At 62.7% G+C, this 16,284-nt stretch carries 19 protein-coding genes and 1 pseudogene; 10 read left to right on the forward strand and 10 right to left on the reverse strand.

The window, feature by feature from the left end; translation table 11 throughout:
* Nucleotides 1-44: 44 nt before the first annotated feature.
* From arsM to HS122_08090, 3 genes are read left to right on the forward strand one after another with little or no spacing between them, the layout of a single operon-like run.
* A complete protein-coding gene (gene arsM, locus HS122_08080; protein MBE7538354.1) occupies nt 45-899 on the forward strand; it encodes an arsenite methyltransferase in 855 nt (284 codons plus the stop codon).
* 1 nt (nt 900) lies between these two features.
* Nucleotides 901-1,155, forward strand: coding sequence for a hypothetical protein (locus tag HS122_08085; GenBank protein MBE7538355.1), 255 nt, complete (start codon nt 901-903; stop codon nt 1,153-1,155).
* On the forward strand, nt 1,095-1,370 hold the full coding sequence (locus HS122_08090; GenBank protein MBE7538356.1) for a hypothetical protein: 276 nt from the start codon (nt 1,095-1,097) through the stop codon (nt 1,368-1,370). The genes HS122_08085 and HS122_08090 overlap by 61 nt, the downstream gene beginning before the upstream one ends.
* On the opposite strand, the pseudogene HS122_08095 reads toward HS122_08090, so the two are convergent.
* The 4 genes and pseudogenes from HS122_08095 to HS122_08110 form a co-directional block, all read right to left on the reverse strand.
* Nucleotides 1,344-1,508: pseudogene (locus HS122_08095) on the reverse strand (transposase). The gene HS122_08090 and the pseudogene HS122_08095 overlap by 27 nt on opposite strands.
* A gap of 165 nt (nt 1,509-1,673) precedes the next feature.
* A complete protein-coding gene (locus HS122_08100; protein MBE7538357.1) occupies nt 1,674-1,892 on the reverse strand; it encodes a transposase in 219 nt (72 codons plus the stop codon).
* A 39-nt stretch (nt 1,893-1,931) separates the two neighbouring features.
* Nucleotides 1,932-2,324 carry a transposase family protein gene (locus HS122_08105; GenBank protein ID MBE7538358.1) on the reverse strand — a complete coding sequence of 131 codons (393 nt, stop codon included), beginning with the start codon at nt 2,322-2,324 and terminating at the stop codon, nt 1,932-1,934.
* Nucleotides 2,266-2,592 carry a transposase family protein gene (locus HS122_08110; GenBank protein ID MBE7538359.1) on the reverse strand — a complete coding sequence of 109 codons (327 nt, stop codon included), beginning with the start codon at nt 2,590-2,592 and terminating at the stop codon, nt 2,266-2,268. Before HS122_08110 ends, HS122_08105 begins: the two co-directional genes overlap by 59 nt.
* Nucleotides 2,593-2,633: 41 nt before the next feature.
* Between HS122_08110 and HS122_08115 the strand changes: the two genes are divergently transcribed.
* The 4 genes from HS122_08115 to HS122_08130 all read left to right on the forward strand — a co-directional run bounded on the left by HS122_08115 (nt 2,634) and on the right by HS122_08130 (nt 8,353).
* The gene (locus tag HS122_08115; GenBank protein ID MBE7538360.1) at nt 2,634-2,810 is read left to right on the forward strand and encodes a hypothetical protein; all 177 of its coding nucleotides are present in this window, start codon (nt 2,634-2,636) and stop codon (nt 2,808-2,810) included.
* A gap of 368 nt (nt 2,811-3,178) precedes the next feature.
* The gene (locus HS122_08120) at nt 3,179-3,733 is read left to right on the forward strand and encodes an RNA polymerase sigma factor (protein ID MBE7538361.1); all 555 of its coding nucleotides are present in this window, start codon (nt 3,179-3,181) and stop codon (nt 3,731-3,733) included.
* Complete coding sequence (locus tag HS122_08125) at nt 3,730-4,785, forward strand: FecR domain-containing protein (protein MBE7538362.1); 1,056 nt, start codon at nt 3,730-3,732, stop codon at nt 4,783-4,785. Before HS122_08120 ends, HS122_08125 begins: the two co-directional genes overlap by 4 nt.
* 91 nt (nt 4,786-4,876) lie before the next feature.
* Nucleotides 4,877-8,353 carry a hypothetical protein gene (locus tag HS122_08130; GenBank protein ID MBE7538363.1) on the forward strand — a complete coding sequence of 1,159 codons (3,477 nt, stop codon included), beginning with the start codon at nt 4,877-4,879 and terminating at the stop codon, nt 8,351-8,353.
* A 114-nt stretch (nt 8,354-8,467) separates the two neighbouring features.
* On the opposite strand, the gene HS122_08135 is transcribed toward HS122_08130, so the two are convergent.
* The 4 genes from HS122_08135 to HS122_08150 all read right to left on the reverse strand — a co-directional run bounded on the left by HS122_08135 (nt 8,468) and on the right by HS122_08150 (nt 12,527).
* Nucleotides 8,468-9,874: a DUF1343 domain-containing protein gene (locus HS122_08135; GenBank protein MBE7538364.1), complete on the reverse strand. Its 1,407-nt coding sequence runs from the start codon at nt 9,872-9,874 to the stop codon at nt 8,468-8,470.
* Nucleotides 9,875-9,938: 64 nt separating this feature from the next.
* The gene (locus HS122_08140) at nt 9,939-10,181 is read right to left on the reverse strand and encodes a DUF1653 domain-containing protein (protein MBE7538365.1); all 243 of its coding nucleotides are present in this window, start codon (nt 10,179-10,181) and stop codon (nt 9,939-9,941) included.
* A 6-nt stretch (nt 10,182-10,187) separates the two neighbouring features.
* Entirely contained in the window at nt 10,188-11,816 is a 1,629-nt protein-coding gene (locus tag HS122_08145; GenBank protein MBE7538366.1) for a fucose isomerase, read from the reverse strand.
* Nucleotides 11,817-11,984: 168 nt separating this feature from the next.
* Nucleotides 11,985-12,527: a BON domain-containing protein gene (locus HS122_08150; protein MBE7538367.1), complete on the reverse strand. Its 543-nt coding sequence runs from the start codon at nt 12,525-12,527 to the stop codon at nt 11,985-11,987.
* Nucleotides 12,528-12,679: 152 nt separating this feature from the next.
* On the opposite strand from HS122_08150, the gene HS122_08155 reads away from it, so the two are divergent.
* From HS122_08155 to HS122_08165, 3 genes are read left to right on the forward strand one after another with little or no spacing between them, the layout of a single operon-like run.
* The gene (locus HS122_08155) at nt 12,680-13,462 is read left to right on the forward strand and encodes a 3-ketoacyl-ACP reductase (protein MBE7538368.1); all 783 of its coding nucleotides are present in this window, start codon (nt 12,680-12,682) and stop codon (nt 13,460-13,462) included.
* Between the two features lie 32 nt (nt 13,463-13,494).
* On the forward strand, nt 13,495-14,538 hold the full coding sequence (locus HS122_08160) for an rRNA methyltransferase (GenBank protein ID MBE7538369.1): 1,044 nt from the start codon (nt 13,495-13,497) through the stop codon (nt 14,536-14,538).
* 1 nt (nt 14,539) lies between these two features.
* Nucleotides 14,540-15,295, forward strand: coding sequence for an RNA methyltransferase (locus HS122_08165; protein ID MBE7538370.1), 756 nt, complete (start codon nt 14,540-14,542; stop codon nt 15,293-15,295).
* A 505-nt stretch (nt 15,296-15,800) separates the two neighbouring features.
* On the opposite strand, the gene HS122_08170 is transcribed toward HS122_08165, so the two are convergent.
* Together HS122_08170 and HS122_08175 are read right to left on the reverse strand one after the other, a co-directional pair.
* A complete protein-coding gene (locus HS122_08170) occupies nt 15,801-16,106 on the reverse strand; it encodes a type II toxin-antitoxin system PemK/MazF family toxin (protein ID MBE7538371.1) in 306 nt (101 codons plus the stop codon).
* The gene (locus HS122_08175) at nt 16,093-16,278 is read right to left on the reverse strand and encodes a hypothetical protein (protein ID MBE7538372.1); all 186 of its coding nucleotides are present in this window, start codon (nt 16,276-16,278) and stop codon (nt 16,093-16,095) included. The genes HS122_08170 and HS122_08175 overlap by 14 nt, the downstream gene beginning before the upstream one ends.
* Nucleotides 16,279-16,284 lie beyond the last annotated feature (6 nt).

Genomic DNA, 16,284 nt, shown 5'->3' on the forward strand with positions numbered 1-16,284 from the left:
ACGCGTCGGTTCGTCCAGAGGGTGTATGAATCAAACAACATTGAATCCAAAAGAGATCAGGCGCGGAGGTCCGGCGTCGCTACGGCGAAATTGCCAGGGGTGCCACGATCCAAGGGGCCTCTAAGGAAACAGGCGGCGTCTGCTGCCAGCCGGCGGACACCGGTGGCGGCGCCAGCATCTGCTGCGGCACCGGAACGGGAACGCAGGCGCGCACGCGTGACCGCTCTGAAGCGGATGCCGGCGGCATTCCCGAAGGGGCGGATCTCGGGCTCGGCTGCGGAAATCCTGTCGCGCTTGCCTCTCCGAAGCCCGGCGAAACCGTGCTGGACCTCGGAGCTGGCGCCGGATTCGACGCGTTTGTCGCGGCGCGCGCAGTCGGCCCGACCGGGCGTGTCATCGGAGTCGATATGACACCGGAGATGGTTTCCAAGGCGCGGATGAACGCGAGCAAGGGAGGCTACGAACAAGTCGAGTTTCGCATCGGCGAAATTGAATCGCTGCCGGTTGCGGATCGATCGGTGGATGTGATCATTTCCAACTGCGTAATCAACCTGTGCCCGGACAAGCGCTCTGTTTACAGGGAGGCGTTTCGCGCACTCCGTCCCGGCGGGCGGCTTGCGGTGTCGGATGTGGTCGCGCGCGAGGAACTGCCTGAGGAAGTGAAGCGCGACCTTGCCTTGCACAGTGGATGCCTTGCCGGTGCAACGCTGCAGGCGGAACTGGCCCGAATCCTTGAAGAGGCGGGGTTTGTCGACATTCGCATCCGGCCGAGTGGCAGCGGTGATGCAGGGGGCGCAGGCTGGCTTGGGGCGCGGGGCCGGGAATCCGCGGTTTTTGCGGCCGAGGTGACTGCGACCAAGCCTGACTCCGCGTGTTGTGGACCGAAGTGCTGCTCCTGACATGGCCCGTCGCAACAATGCTGATTCGCCGGAAGGCCGTCCGGCTGGCAGGGACCCCTCGCGGGACGCTGTGGAATCGCTCTGGCGAACGTTTTCCGCTCCATTGAAGGGATTCCTGCAGGCGCGCACGCGTTCAAGAGCCGATGCCGACGATCTCCTTCAGGAGGTGTTTGTGCGTGTGCACAAACGCCTGCCGTGTCTTCGGGATCCGATGAAACCTGTGGCTGGATCTATTCGATCGCCCGCAATGCGGTGATCGATCACTATCGAATGAGGCGGGAGCAGGTTCCGTTGGACTTCGAACTGGAGTCGGACGATCGGACGGAAAGTGACCGCTTGGATTTCACGCCGGTCGTCCGAAAATTTGCCGCGACACTGCCCCCGCAGTATCGCAGGCCGCTGATTCGGCATGACCTGCACGGGGAGACAATGGAGGAGGGTTCTTCACGGAATCGTGTGGGTAGCGCCTGAGGGAAGAAGGGGCGCGAGGTCGAGCTTGCCGCAGAAAAAGAGGATGCGGGCGCGGTAGTTTTCGAAGCGGCGGAAGCCGCGGGCATCGGCCTTGATGGCTTGGATCTTGGAGTTGAAGCCTCGGTGAGGGCATTGCGATCGGGTGCTGGAAGTACGTCAGAAGATTCACCAGATGGCTTTGAGGGTGCGGGCCACGGCCATCACCTTCGGCAAACGGCTGCGCATGACGGTGCGGTACCACTGGAGAAGAAGGCGTTCGCCGCTGGCCGCGTCCGACTGGCTCCAGAACCCACCATCTGCTCCTCAGGCCAACCAAAGCCGGAGGTCTCTCAGGTTCATTTCCAGCAGCTCGGCGAAGCTGGCCTGATGCTTCTCCGGCACGGTGCCATGCAGCCAAAGATACCGAGTCTGCTTGAGAGTCCTGCGGTCGCCGTTTTCGGCCAGCTTGGCCGCCTCCTGCCGGCGGGTCTGGTCGACCGCCTCGTTGAGGTGCTTGGAGACATGGAAACGGTCATGGACGATCGCAGCCTGCGGAGCGGCGAGATCCGCGTGGCAGCAAAGTTAGCCCTCATGTCCATGGCGGCGGCCTCCACTTTCAACCGCTGCGCTTCCGGCAGGCATCTCCACAGGGCAATCGCCTGCTCGGTGTCCCGTCCAAGCACCACGTCCAGCACCCGCGACTGGCCGAGGTCGGTCATCAGCGAAACGTAACTTTGGCCTCGCAGAAAACTCTTTCATCGAGGCCGACTCGACGGAGTCCTCCGTGCTCCGTCGAGCCAGGCCCCGCTCCACGGCCCGCTCGATCAGCCGTTGGACGCTGTCCCAATGCAGTCGCAGCAAATCTGCGGCCTGCGTCAGCGACCGACAGGCCGCGATCACTGCCACCGCAAAGGCTTCAAAGTGGAACGTGAAGCGCGAGCCCGGCTCTGCCCACGGCACCGTCACCGTCTTCACCCGTGCTCTGGCAGGCGCACCGCGGTACCCCGCACCGCAGTTCCAGAAGGTATTGCATCACACTCAGGTGCCGCCACGTCCTCTCCGGCAACCGGTCGTACACCGGGCACGGCTTCCCGCACTCGGGGCATGCCACCGGTGTCCGCTCCGGCCAAGCCACGCAGATCGTGACCCGCTCCCGTTCCAGATCCTTCTCCACGTTCGTCACCCTCCAAGGCTTCTCGAGTTTCAGCAGCTGGCGGTAATGCTCGTTGACGGTTTCTTCCATCCTCACACATTAACCGCCCAGACCCTTTCCCACAACCAAACGTGAAGAACCTGGAGGAGGTTGCGCTGGCATTGAACCTTTCGCTGCCCGCGACAAAGAGCCGCATCCGGCGGGCGCGGCTTCTGCTGCGCCGGATGCTGGATGCGTGCTGCCGATTTGAGTTCGACAGGCGCGGCAGGATGATTGAAGCGGTGCCGCGCGGCGCGTGTGACTGCTGAAGCGGAGCGCGGGCGCGCCGATGTTGCACATTTCCGCCTGTCATTCCGCATGACGCTGGCGGCACCGGCCGGCAGTGCGAAAAGTGAGGTTTGACCCCTTTGGCTTGGGAGGACCCCTTTGGGGGTTTGATTCGGACATGGGTGGGGTGCGAACCGGTGTTTTTTTGACTGGCTTGGGGGCGGCCTGGCCGAAAAGGACGCGGATTGTCGGGCCTTGTTTAATCCAGACGCCGGTTTTTTACACGATGGGGGATGGCAAATGCAAAAATGTTCCCAACGACCGGGCTGGAGGGATTCCGCTCGACTGACCGAGGATTGGAAACAGGCTTCGAAGCGCCCTGATGCCCCCTTGAAACCCTGAACCCTGCATGCCCCCGGTTGATCAAGCCCGCTGGTTTGGCGAGGAAGTCAAACCCCACGAACCCGCCCTGCGCGCCTACCTGCAGGCACGCTTCTCATCGCTTGGCGACCACGATGACCTGGTTCAGGAGACCTATATTCGAATTCTTCGCGCAAAGACCGCGGGCAAGGTTCGCTACGTGCGGGCGCTGCTCTTCACCATCGCCCACAATACGGCGCTTGATTGCTTCCGTCGCAAGCGGGTTGTGCCTATGGAAACGCTCGCCGAACCTGCGGAAACCATGGCGTTGGAGGAAGATTTGCCGGTGCCGGAAACGGTGGGTCGGAAGGAGGAACTCGGTATTCTTGCCGACGCCGTCGGCAGGCTGCCGGAACGATGCCGGCAGGTGGTCCTCCTGCGCCACCTGGAGGGGCTTTCGTACAAGGAAATCGCCGTCAGGCTGGATGTCTCCACCGAGACCGTGAAAACTCAACTGGCGGCAGGGATGCGCCGGTGCGCGGACTATTTCTCAGCGCAGGGTCTTTTGAGGCCATCGGTATCAAAGGAGACGGTTTCAACATGAACACGCCGGACACGGAAGGAGACCGATTCAGCGCCGAAGATTCCATTGAGGTTCTCGCTTCGCTCTGGCTGGTGGAACGTGCGGACGGACTGAATGCGCGCCAGCTGCGCGAACTCGAGCTGTGGCTCGCCGCTGATCCGCGTCACGCGGCGGCGTTTGACCGGATGGAGCGGGCCCGGCTGCTGCTGGACCGGCTGCCCTTTGCAGCCGGTCAACTGCCGGGCTTGTCCGACGTCGGCCCCGAGACTGCTGCCTCTGATCTGAGGTCCGCCTTGCGTTGGCGCACATTTGGGGGGCTGGCGGCAGCCATCGCGATCTCAGCGATTGCCTGGTGGCATTGGCCCGTTCCACCTCCGGCACCGGCCGCATCCTCACTGCGATATGTGACGGCATCGGGCGGGTACGAGCGGTTTGCGCTGAACGACAACTCAATCGTCGAACTGAATGCAAACACGGAGTTGCGAGTGACCATCACGCCATCGCAGCGCCAGGTGACGCTGCTTTCAGGAGAGGCTCATTTCACGGTTGCACACGATGCGACACGACCCTTCGTGGTGACGGCCGGGGCCTGCTCCGTGCGCGCCGTGGGCACGGCATTCAATGTGCGATATGCGCCGGTTGAAATTGAAGTGGTGGTGACCGAGGGCAGGGTGCTCGTGGTACCGAAAGATTCGCCGGTGGGGCAGATGCTTGAGCATCAAAGGGCCGGCCCGCTAGTTGCTGCCGGGGAGCGTGTCATCATACCGGTCGGTCGCAGCCCATTGGCGCAAGAGGTCGAGACGATGGCTCCGCCAGCGATGCGCGCTGCTCTTGCCTGGCAGGAACGCAAGCTGGTCTTTGCAGAAACGCCCCTGCGCGATGTCATCCTTCAGTTCAACCGTCGCAACCGCACCCAGTTGGTGCTTGGAGATTCAACGCTGGGCGAAAAGCTGGTGGGAGGCACCTTCGATTCCGACAATGTGGATGCGTTTGTCCGTTTGCTGGAGGCCAGCGGCGACATTGTTTTAGAACGCCGTGCCGAAGATGAGGTGCTCGTACGCCGGGCGGATTGATCCCTTTGGCGCGCTGGAAACAGTATTCCTCCCTGTGTTGATCCCCCATTTTGCCCGATGCTGCGTCTCAGGGGTGTCACTGCTCTTTCGCATGGCATCTCCTCTCGCACCCTCCTGTCCCTCTGTCGTTGCCGCGCTCACCTGCGCGGCGGGCGTTGGCGCGGATGCGCGTGCGGAGCCGGTGCAACAGAAAAACTATAACCTCCCGGGAGGGGACGCAGCGACCACCTTGAAGCGATTTGCCGCCGAATCCGGCGAGCAGATCGTTTATTTGGTGGCGAACGTCAGGGGACACAGAACCAAGGCGGTGGTGGGCAGGTTTTCGGCGCGCGAAGCGCTTGAACGCATGCTTGACGGAGCCTCCCTGGCTGCCTGCCAGGATCCGGCCACCGGCGCGATCGTCGTCGGACGGAAACGTTCCCCGCAGTTGCCGTCCGAATCCCGCGGGAGGGAAATCCCTGAACATCGAACCGAACAACCTCCCGTGAAGAAAACGAACCTCATCACCCGAACCGCGGCCTGGCTGGCTGCTCTTTCCTCGTTGGCCAACGCGCAGCAGGTCTCATCCCCTGAAGCGCAGAATGACGTCATCGAACTCTCACCCTTTGTGGTCCAGGAAGAGGAGGGTGGCTGGGTCGCCACAGAAACCATCGGAGGCACCCGTCTGCGCACGAATTTCAAGGATGTGCCCAACCAGTTGGAGACGCTCACAAGGGAATTCATGCAGGACCTTGGAGTAACCAACTTCGATGACGCGCTCATCTATACGGCCAACTCAGAAAGCCGGAGCGAGTTCGCAGGCGGTGCTAACGACGCCCAGTTTCCCGGCTCGCCGGGCCGCATGAGAAGCCTGGGCGAGGGGACACTGTCGCGCAATTTCTTTCCGACACGGAGTCCCACGGACAACTACAACATCGATCGCGCCACGATCGCAAGCGGACCCAATGCGATTCTTTTTGGCCTTGGCAGCCCCGCAGGCATTCTCGACGCGACACCGGCTCGGGCGCTCATGCGCAATCGCTATGGTTTTTCGCTCCAGTTTGATTCCGAGGATTCTAGGCGCGCCACGTTTGATGCCAACTTTGTCGTGCTTCCGCAAAAGTTGTCGTTCCGTCTTATCGGGCTTACGAAGGACGGCTACACGGAAAAACAGCCCAACTACGATCACGACGATCGAATCTACGGAGCCGTGACGTTCAAGCCCTTCAAACGCACCACGCTGAGCGTGCAGGCTGAACGCGTTGATCGCGCCTGGAATCGGGCCTCGCGGGTGGCTCCCTTCGACTTTATCACACCTTGGCTCCGCGCCGACCAGATTGCCGGCAGCGGGTACACGACAGCCAAGCCCATCTACAACAACAGCAGCTTCACCGGCATCGGCAGCAACCGCATTTTCACACAATCGGGCGAAAATCCGATCATGATCCAAGGGCAGGACCCGTCTCTCATGCGGAGCTGGCGAAACTCGGTCACTGTCCGAAGCCCCGGCACGCTGCCTGGAGTCGATCCCACGTTCGATGCCGGCGCCAATTATGGGCTGGTGGACCCCTCCCTGTTTCCCTTCGACGTGAACGTGATCGGCAATTCGCGCGTGAACGGGCTCGATGCCAGGAACGCAACCGTGATCCTCGAACAAACGATCGCGGACAATCTCTTCCTTGAGCTGGCCTACAACTACGACAAGTCCGACAACGAGATTCTGACCTCCGGAGGCAATCCCAGTGGCACCAATATCCGTGTCATGGCTGACGCCAATCAGTACATCCCTGGCACCACGACCCCCAATCCCCATGCGGGCGAGTACTACTATCAGGGCACCAGCGCGAATCGTCTCCAGTATTTCGATCGTGAGGACTGGCGCGCAACGCTTTCCTATGAATTCGATGCGGGAAGGAACCTCGAAAAACGGCACACCTGGATGAAGTGGCTCGGGCGGCATCGCCTGTTGGGACTTTACTCGTTTTCAGAAGACCAGAGGTTGGATCAGAATGCCTTCCAGCGCCGCATTCTCGATGATCCCGTGATTCCAGGAGCGACCCTTAGGCCAAGAACGTTTCAGAACTGGGCCAATCATGCGTCGCGCATTCCCCAATTCCGCCACTATCTTGGCAATCCCTATGAGCCGACCGAGGCCTTCGGGCCGTTCTGGGGACAATGGATGCTCAAGGATGCCAATGGAAATCCCTACGAGCTTTATTACATTGCTCCCTTCCTTGCCGCAGACGGGAAGCGCCTGGGTGCGCAGCAGCCCGCGTCTGGCATCCGGAACAGGGTCGATTCCAGAATTCTCGTCTGGCAGGGGTATTTCCTGCCCGACCGCCAGCAGCGAGAGCGTCTCGTTCTGACTTACGGCTATCGCAAGGATGGAGCGCGCACGGCCACCCTCAACAGTGCTTCAATAGCACAGGACTTCTCTGGTCTGTATCCGGTGATGTGGGATGTGGACTATAATCCCTTCGGAGACAGGCAAACGGGCATCACGCGCAATCTTGGTGTGGTTGCCCGTCCGCTGTCCTGGCTCTCGCTTTCCTACAACAAGTCAACCACGTTCAATCTCAGCATCGGCCGCTTCGGGCCCTTTGGCGAAACGCTGCCTGGTGCGGAGGGGGAGGGGCGGGACTATGGCGTTCGCATCGATCTCTGGCAGGACAAGCTCTCGCTTAAGGTAAACAGTTACGAAACCACCCTCGGACCCGCCAGTGCGATCCAGTTGATCAACAATTTCACGAATCAATTCAGGGGCGTTGAAAACCGTGTCATGGAATTGGATCCAACCCTGCCTCAGATCAATGTGAAGGATGGCAACCTGCGCGGCTTCCCCGTACTGGCCACTCTCAACTACAACATCTCCTCCTACAATTCCGCCAAGGGTTACGAAGCCGAACTGAACTTCAGTCCCACACGGAACTGGAATATTCGAGTCAATGGCTCGAAGGGAGAATCCACGGAAACCGACATCGGTGCGACCTGGAAAGACTGGATTGCGCAGCGACTTCCCGTCTGGCAGAGCGTCGTTGCGAAGAATGGCGAGGTGGACTCGACCGGCAAGCCCGTGAAGTGGACCACCGCGCCGTACGACGACGCCAATCCCACCGGGCAGACACTCGCACAGTACTACCAGAGTCAGGTGGTTGGAAACGCAATTGCCTACATGGAGGCGGTTGACGGGCGTTCCAATCCCAACGTCCGCAACCTGCGGGTCAATGCGATCGTAAATTATCGGTTCACCGAAGGCAGGATGAAGGGTTTCAACATTGGCGCGGCCTACCGCCACCGTGGCGCACCGGTCATCGGATATGGCATCAAGGTGAGCGAAACTGGAACGACCGTTCTCGATCTCGATACCAAGTACAAGGGCAACGCGGAGCACTTCGTTGATCTCTTGGCGGGATATAGGGGCAAAATGAAGGCCTTCGGCGGGTTCGACTATCGCGTCCAGCTCAACATTCGGAATCTGCTTAACGAAACCGACCTCGTACCCAACCAGGCGCTGACAACGGGCGTTGTCTCCCAGGTTCTCACCGTCGATCGACGACTGATTACGGCCACATTCGGGGTTGATTTCTAAGCTATCAGTGGCGGCGCATTGGCAGTCCGTCATCAAGTACCGAACGGATTGCGTGCGGTGACACGCTCGCAATCCTGCTCGTCCGAGGTGCCTTTGGGCAGGAGCTCCAGCCAATCAGTTCGGATAGATCCAGAAGCGTTTGCTTTGCTGCTGGTAGGCTCTGGCCTGCTGCTGCCAGCGGTTGATCCAGGAGGGGATGTCGATGCGGGCGCCTTTTTTCACGAGGTCCTCGAAAAAGGCAGTCGAGCCGACGTGGCGGAGGAAGCCTTGCTGCATTCCCTTTGACGCGGCGCTGAAGGGATTGGGCGACTCCAGCCGGCAGGCGAGCTGCATGAGGTAGAAATTGAGCTCGGTCGGGCGCCAGTCATCCCAGTCGATCACCTCGACGTAAATCCCCGTGGCGGGTTCTCCATTGCGCTTCTGCACGCTGACGCGGCGGAAGGCGAGTCCGGGGATGTGGAGCTTGAGGAGTTCCTTCTCAATCACCTCGCTCTTGATCTTGAGGTGCAGGATGCCGCGGAAGGGATAGCGCTCGGCGACTCCATGGCGAAAGCCACCGAGGTAGGTGCCGAGTCCCGTCATCGGATAACCAACGCAGGCCGAGAAATCCGGAATGCGCGGCGAGGTGGGAACCCAGCGGAGGCCGGTCTCGGGCCAGCGCATGCTGCGTTTCCATCCGCGCATCGGAACGATCGTGAGGCGGCCCTTCGCGCGCGCCTCGGGCTTGATAGCCAGCACTCCCGGCGTGGCTGCGGCCAGGCGCGCGAGTTCGCCGATGGTCAGGCCGTGAACGTAAGGCACCGGGAACGCGCCGACGTAACTCATCCACTGGGGATCGAGCGGCGGGCCGTCGACCTTGAGTCCGCCGAGGGGATTGGGGCGGTCGAGCACAACCACCTCCACGCCTTCCTCGAAGCAGGCCTCCATCGTGTAACGCATGCAGCTCACGTAGGTGTAGCTGCGTGTGCCGACATCCTGCAGGTCGATCACCAGCGCATCGAGTCCCTTCAGCATCGCCTTGGTCGGCTTGCGGAATTGTCCGTAGAGCGAATACACGGGCAGGCCCGTGCGCGGGTCCCTGCGGTCGGGAATCTTGATCTCCGCAGCCTCGTTTCCGTAGATGCCGTGCTCGGGTCCGAAGAGGGCGACGAGTCTGACGTTCGGCGCTCGGCGCAGCACGTCGATCGTGCTCACGCCCTGGCGGTTCACTCCCGCGGGGTGGGTGAGCAGGCCGATGCGTTTTCCGGCGACGGCGGCGAAGTTCTGCGACTCGAGCACGTCGATGCCGAGCATCACCGGAAACGGCTCCTTCGGAGGGATCACCACCGGCTGACTGGCGAGCGGCAGCGGCAGGTGCGGTGCGGCTGCCGGCTCCGTGGGCGCCTCGCGTTTCGCGCCGCCGGGTCGCGTCGGAGCCTGACCCGTTGTCGCGCTGGACGCGCAGCCTTGCGTGAGCAGGAGCGCGGTCAGGAAACAGGCGAGGAACGAGGCGGAGATCAGGAGGCGCGCGCGTGAAAACATTCGGCAGTGGGTGATGAGCGGTGATGAAGGAAGCGTGTGAATCGGAAAAACGCGAGGCGCGCGGTCATTGACCGGCGATGCGTGCGAAGCGGGGCTGTATCCGTCCATCCACTACAACGGATTCCAGGAACATGTCCCGCGGCCGGACCCAGAGCGCGGTGGTGTCGCCGTAGAGCGCGCGATAGAGCACAAGCACCTCGAGCGTCTCGCTGTGGCGCACAAGACCCTCCACGCGGTACTCGTTTCCCTTGTAGTGGCGGTAACGGCCCGGGCGGGGTTCGGCTGGCAGCGGTGGAAGGTCGGACATGAAAACTCAGAACGGTTTGCCGTCGGCCCTGGTTCCGCAGAGGCTGACCTCGAGGCCGAGTTCCGCCGCGAGCGCGGCCTTGGTGTAGAGGGCGAGGTCGGCCTCCTTCGCGCTGTTGGCATAGGCGACCTGGATGTGATTCGCCTTGTGGCGCGCCATCATCTGGTCGCGCGACACGCCGTAGGTGACCGCGTGCATGATCGGCCACTGCACGGTCGTTTCGTTCCAGCGGCGCTGCGTCTCGGCCTCGGGGAGCGCGATGGCCTTGGCGCGGCCGAGGTCCATCTTGAGTTTGCCGTTCTCGATGAAAATGCGGCTCCAGACGATCTCGCCGGGTTTGGCGACGCCGCGCAGCGAGCCGCCGCCGAGACGGAAATACATCGGGGGCTGGCGCATCGAGTCGGAACCAGCCCAGCCGCCGACGTGATGATCGGCCGGCGCGCTGCCGGAGATCAGGAAAACCCAGACGTAGTCCTTCGTCGTGCCGCTGGCATCGTAGTCGCCCCAGCGCAGGTCGTGCAGCGTGTTCGCCCGCGGCTGACCGAGCGCCTTGTGCACGCGATCGGTGAAGAGCCCGTCAAGGCCCGCGCATTCGTCGACCTCGTTGAAGTGGGGAATGGGTTCGCCGTCGCGGATGACGGTGCCGTCCGCGCGCCTGACGGGGGGGCGCTCGGTCGAGTTGAGCGTGCCTTCGACCAGGTCGCTCGCGGGCAGCAGGTCCTTGAGCCCCTGCTGGTACTGGATGCCGATGGTTTCGGCACCAAACTCGTCGGCGATGCGCACGGCGGCGACGTAGGTTTTGCACTGCCAGAGCACCTGCCGCTCGGTGAGCTCGGTTTCCTCGTCCGTCCCGAAGTGGAAGGTGAAGCCCTTGGCGCGGTACCAGTCGAACACCTCGCGCGCCTCGGCGTCGGTAACCTGTGTCGCGCCGTAGTAGAGCGCGGACTGGGAGAGGCGTTCCTTGTAGACGCCGGTGGAGAAGAGCAGTTCGTCCGGGATGATGGCGTTGAACATGCCCATGCATCCCTCGTCGAAGACGCCCATGATCGCCTTGTGGCGCCGAAGGTTGTCGGCGATCTTCCGCGCGACGCTGCGGGCCTTCGGCGGAACAGTGGCGCGGGCGATGGGGCGCACGTGCGTGGTGCGGTGCTTTACGACGCCGGTTTTCAGCCATTGGGAGAGCCCGCCGAGAAACACGACGTCCTCGAAGGTTTCACTCCAGAGCGTCGAGTAGGGCACGCGCGCCTTTGTGAGGGAGCCGTTGAGATTCAGCATGCCGACCAGGCCGGGCCAGGTGCCGGACCAGTTGGCGACGGTCAGGATCGGGCCGCGGTGCGAGATGAGTCCGGGGAGGACGTGATGCGAGTACTGCCAGACCGACTCCGCGACGATCAGCGGCGCGGTGGGGTCGATTTCCGAAAAAATCTCCATGCCCTCCTTCTGAGATCCGATGAACCCGTGCTTCAGCGCATGCTTGTAGGGGTGAGCCCGGCGCAGCGTCCAACCGAGCGATTTCACGACGGCCGTGAGCCGCTTTTCCATGGCCGCCTGGGTGGACCAGCATTTTTCGTTGGCTGACTGGCGGAGGTCTCCGCTGGCAATCAGAAGAACTGTCTTGCGGGAAGTTTTTTTCATAAAGAGAGAGGAGCGGCCGGCCCCCGGGTTGAGGGCAGGCACGCTCCAATGAACCTCAAATCATGCCGCCGCGCATAGTCGAAAACGTGCGACAGGGAAAAAATTCGCTCCACCGCTGAACCCAATTCGACGGGCGGAATTACCCCTGGCTGAAATTGCGCCGCGAAGCTACGGTGCCTTGACCTTGAGTCGCGAGGTGACGTCCGTGACGCCGTCGGTGTCGAGCGCGACGGCAATGGCGTGGCCGATCAGCGAGGCGTTGGCGACGGTGCCGGCGAGGGAGACGTGCCCGCTGTCGACGTCGATGTTGATGTCGATCGCGGACAACTGGCTGTCCAGGACGTACTTTGCCTTCAGGACGGTCAGGATGCGCGCGTCGCTGAGTTCCACTCCCGCCTGCTTGGCGCGCGTGCGGACGATTTCCTTGCCGCGACTCAGGTCCTCGCGGATGTCGTCGGGCGTGAGTTTCCAGTCCTGCAGCTTTTGATTGATTGCGTTGCCGGCGTCGCGCGTGAGGTCGCGCGCCTGCTCCCGCAGGCTGCGCGAACTCTTCTCCGCGGGAGGAGCGGTGGGAGCCGGGGTCGGGGTGGGCATGGCGGCCGCGGCTGCGGCGGAGGAGGCGGCCGCTTCGCGGGCCTCCTTTTCGCGATAGAGGTGGTAGGCGAAGGCGCCGATGACGCCGCCGAGGAGGAACACGAGGAGCGTTTTCATGGGAAGGGATGCAGCGTTTGTGCGGCAGACCGCGGTTTGGCAACAGTGTTCGCGTTTGGATTGAAGAATGCTTGCAAATGCCCGCCCTTTCGTCGGCGGGCGGAGGCTTTTGCTTTGAATGCATTTGCGGGTTGGGGCACGGTCATCCGCCTATGTCGAAGAAGTTTGCCCTCGTCACCGGAGCGTCCCGTGGAATCGGCCGCGGCATCGCCATTGAACTCGCCAAGGCCGGCTGCAGCGTGGCCATCAATTATGCCGGCAATGCTGAGGCTGCGAACGAGGCGCTCGGCCTGGTGCGCGCTGCGGGCGGGGACGGCTTCATTGTGCAGGGCGACGTCGCGGTGGCCGCGGACCGCAGCCGGCTGGTCGCCGAGACGGTGAAGCGGTTTGGCAGGCTCGACCTGCTCGTGAACAATGCGGGGGTTGCACCGAAGGTGCGCGCCGATCTGCTTGATGCGGGCGAGGAGAGTTTCGACCGCCTGTTCTCGATCAATCTGAAGGGGCCGTATTTTCTCACGCAGCTCGTTGCGAAACAGTTTCTCTCGCAGGCTCCGGATGAAAACGGTTTCCGCGGGCGCATCGTGAACATCACCTCGATCTCCGTCTACACGGCGTCGATCAACCGCGGGGACTACTGCATGGTCAAGGCGGGGCTCGCGATGATGACAAAACTCTTTGCCGACCGCCTCGCAAACGACGGCATCAATGTCTATGAAATCCGCCCCGGTGTGATCGCCACGGACATGACCGGCGGCGTGAAGGAGAAGTACGACAAGTTGATCCTGCAGGATGAGCGCGGCATCACGCCGATCCGCCGCTGGGGGCGTCCGGAGGACGTGGGGCTGGCGGTGCGCGCGATCGCCGAGGACCGGTTTCCGTTCTCGACCGGAGCGGTTTTCGATGTCGACGGCGGATTCGGCCTGCAGCGGCTCTAGGCGGCGTTCGCCGCTCAAGCCCGCGCAAGGAAATGATCGCACGCTGTCAGGCTGGATTCGAGGATCTGCTCGCCGCGGAACTGCGCGACGCGGGAAGTCGCGTGCTGCAGGAAGGGCCGGGCTGGGTGCAGGCGGAGGCAGCGGGGTCGACTTCGGGTGCTGTGGATGCCTCGACGGGTGTGCGCCGACTCGCGGACGATCTGGTGTTTTCGCATCAGGTTCTGATCGATCCCGTGGAGGTGCGCGAGGAGACGGTCAATGCGCTGGCGCAGCGGCTGGCCGGGTTGTTTTTTGAAAGGCTCGGCGGGGAGCGCGTCGAGCAGCCATGGCCGTGCGTCTTTGATTTTCCCGGGGAGATCGTCGGGCTGGGGCGCCGCGTGGGGGGCGTCGAAAAGGCGTTTCACGAGATCATTCGGAAACGCATTTCGCGCGTCGCGAAACTCGCGCAGCCCGACTGGCCGCGGGCGCCGGGACTGCATCGCGGCTGGGTGGTGGTGTTCACGGATTTTGGACGGGCGTTCGCCGCGCGCGAGATCTGGCTGAACGGACAGCGCCGCATGGCGGATGACGAGCGTGCCCCTTCGCGCAGTTATCTCAAGGTCGAGGAGGCGTATGTCGTTTTCGGCCGCGAGCCGCGCGAGGGCGAGACTGTCGTCGATCTCGGCGCCGCGCCGGGCGGGTGGAGCTACAGCGCGGCGAAACACGGCGCGCGCGTGCTCGCGCTCGACAACGGGCCGCTGAAGGGCGGGGCGCTGGATCATCCGAACATCGAGCACCGCCGCGTCGATGCCTTCGGCTTCACGCCGGAACCAGGCGCGGTGTTTGACTGGATGTTCTGCGATCTCGTGGAGGATCCGAATCACGTGCTCGAGCACATTATCCGGCCCTGGCTTTCGCAGGGGTGGTGCCGGCGGTTCGTGGTGAATCTCAAGTTTGGACGCGTGGCGCCCTTGCCATTTCTGAAGCAGATCCGCGCGGCCGATGGCGTGTTTGCACGGCATGCCCCGGGCTTTCGCGTTCGCCACCTGTATCACGATCGCGAAGAATTCACGGTCGTGGGAGAGGTGATGCACTGACATGAACAAACGCGAACTCGTCATCTGCGGCATGACGGCGGTCCAGGCGCGGTTTCGGCGCGATCCGGCGTCGATGCTTCGCCTGTTTTTCGACGAGCCGACGTCCCGCCGGATCGGACCGCTCTGCAAGGCGCTCGCCGCGGCGCGCAAGGTGTACCGCTGCGTGGATGCCGGGGAACTCCAGATCATTTCGGGCACGGTGCATCATGGCGGCATTGTGGCTGTGGTGACTGCGCCGGTGCTCCGTGCACCGCTTCCCGCGGATGTGGCCCGCTGGGCGGAAACGCGGGCGCCGCTGCTGCTGCTCGACCGGATCGGCAACGCGCACAACCTCGGCGCACTGGCGCGCACCGCGGCGTTCTTTGGCGTGGAGCACCTCATCCTGCCATTCTCACCGCAGGCGGCGCTGCCGGGCGAGGCCGCCTACCGGGTGGCCGAAGGCGGGCTGGAGCATGTCACGGTCTGGCGGGTCGGGCTGCTGGCCCGATTCATCAAGGATCTGATCGCCGCGGGCTACGACGTGGTCGGCGCGGCGACGCGCGGCGGCCGCGCGGATGCGGCCCCGACACCGGACCGACCCGTTGCGGTGGTTCTCGGAAACGAGGAGCAGGGACTCGCGGCGGATGTGGCCGATGCCTGCACGCGGTTGGTGACTCTTGCCGGTTCGGGACGCGTCGAGTCGCTCAACGTGTCGGTGGCTGGATCGATCGTGATGTGGGAGTCATTCGGAAAACGCATCCAGAGTAGTTTGAAGTAGCGCAGGCCGGAAGGCCGTTTGGGTAAAAGGCCGCGGCATGTCGCGGCGCGACAATTCAAGAATTGGCACTGAAGCCGCCAAAGATTTCGCCGTACGCCGTTTCACGCTGGCTGTTCTCGTCGTCCTGCCCCCTCACCTTGCTCCTCCTATGTGGCACGGGCGAGGGTTCTGCGGCCCCATCTGGTGTGTGACGAGATTCTAGTGTGAAACTGCCGCGCGATACTTATGGCCGCGCCACAGCCGGGGCGCCGTCATCGTAACAGTGACGGGGAGTTTCACTCTGATGAATGGGCGACTGCAGGGTGCACGGAATGCACAAAGCCGTGCTGCGTGATTTTGGTGACGGCGTAACTGGCCCGCTTCCGCAGGTGATCCGGTTGCAATTTGTGCCAGGCGAGGTCTTTGCGATGTGAAGATCCCGCGAGACCTCAGCGGCTCCGACCTGATGAAGTGGGAACGGAGAACGGGTCAAAAAGTAGCTCCGCTCAACGCTGCGATGCAGAAACTACAGGCCGAAATAGTGGGCCAAGGTCTGACGGACCTTCGCCAATTCCGCGTCGGCAAGTACGCCAAGCCTCCGTTCCAAGCGCGCGATTGATACTGATTGTATCTGCTGAAAGTGGAATACTCCTGGCTTGAGGAACGGCTTCGCAAGCGCCAACTCCCATCGGTTGCCACGCCGCGCTGTCGTATGCGGTAGGACAGCAACGAGTGCCAATTCGTCGTCGGCCGGGTAGTTTGTAAGCAAAAGGCACGGACGCACTTTCGCGACCATGCCGAGATCGATCAGCCAGACTTCACCCGCCCTCACGCTTTGCATCCTCCGCTTCCATGCGATCGAGAAGCGCGAAGCCTTCCGCTGCAGTGTGCTCCGCGGCAGTCAATTCCTCAACTTCATCGATCGCGAGCGCCCGGCGGCATAGCAGCCTCCGTTCCTCGTGCGTGAGGTGTGGCAATTGGTCGAGGATCTCGGACAGGCTCATGGCGAG

The organism is Opitutaceae bacterium (genome assembly GCA_015075305.1).
Classification (GTDB): domain Bacteria; phylum Verrucomicrobiota; class Verrucomicrobiia; order Opitutales; family Opitutaceae; genus UBA6669.

Bases quoted from the DNA above. Each gene is read 5' to 3' on its own strand.
- HS122_08085 (MBE7538355.1), top strand. From the start codon at position 901: ATGGCCCGTCGCAACAATGCTGATTCGCCGGAAGGCCGTCCGGCTGGC.
- HS122_08110 (MBE7538359.1), bottom strand. From the start codon at position 2,592: ATGGAAGAAACCGTCAACGAGCATTACCGCCAGCTGCTGAAACTCGAG.
- HS122_08120 (MBE7538361.1), top strand. From the start codon at position 3,179: ATGCCCCCGGTTGATCAAGCCCGCTGGTTTGGCGAGGAAGTCAAACCC.
- HS122_08125 (MBE7538362.1), top strand. From the start codon at position 3,730: ATGAACACGCCGGACACGGAAGGAGACCGATTCAGCGCCGAAGATTCC.
- HS122_08130 (MBE7538363.1), top strand. From the start codon at position 4,877: ATGGCATCTCCTCTCGCACCCTCCTGTCCCTCTGTCGTTGCCGCGCTC.
- HS122_08135 (MBE7538364.1), bottom strand. From the start codon at position 9,874: ATGTTTTCACGCGCGCGCCTCCTGATCTCCGCCTCGTTCCTCGCCTGT.
- HS122_08140 (MBE7538365.1), bottom strand. From the start codon at position 10,181: ATGTCCGACCTTCCACCGCTGCCAGCCGAACCCCGCCCGGGCCGTTAC.
- HS122_08145 (MBE7538366.1), bottom strand. From the start codon at position 11,816: ATGAAAAAAACTTCCCGCAAGACAGTTCTTCTGATTGCCAGCGGAGAC.
- HS122_08150 (MBE7538367.1), bottom strand. From the start codon at position 12,527: ATGAAAACGCTCCTCGTGTTCCTCCTCGGCGGCGTCATCGGCGCCTTC.
- HS122_08155 (MBE7538368.1), top strand. From the start codon at position 12,680: ATGTCGAAGAAGTTTGCCCTCGTCACCGGAGCGTCCCGTGGAATCGGC.
- HS122_08160 (MBE7538369.1), top strand. From the start codon at position 13,495: ATGATCGCACGCTGTCAGGCTGGATTCGAGGATCTGCTCGCCGCGGAA.
- HS122_08165 (MBE7538370.1), top strand. From the start codon at position 14,540: ATGAACAAACGCGAACTCGTCATCTGCGGCATGACGGCGGTCCAGGCG.
- HS122_08175 (MBE7538372.1), bottom strand. From the start codon at position 16,278: ATGAGCCTGTCCGAGATCCTCGACCAATTGCCACACCTCACGCACGAG.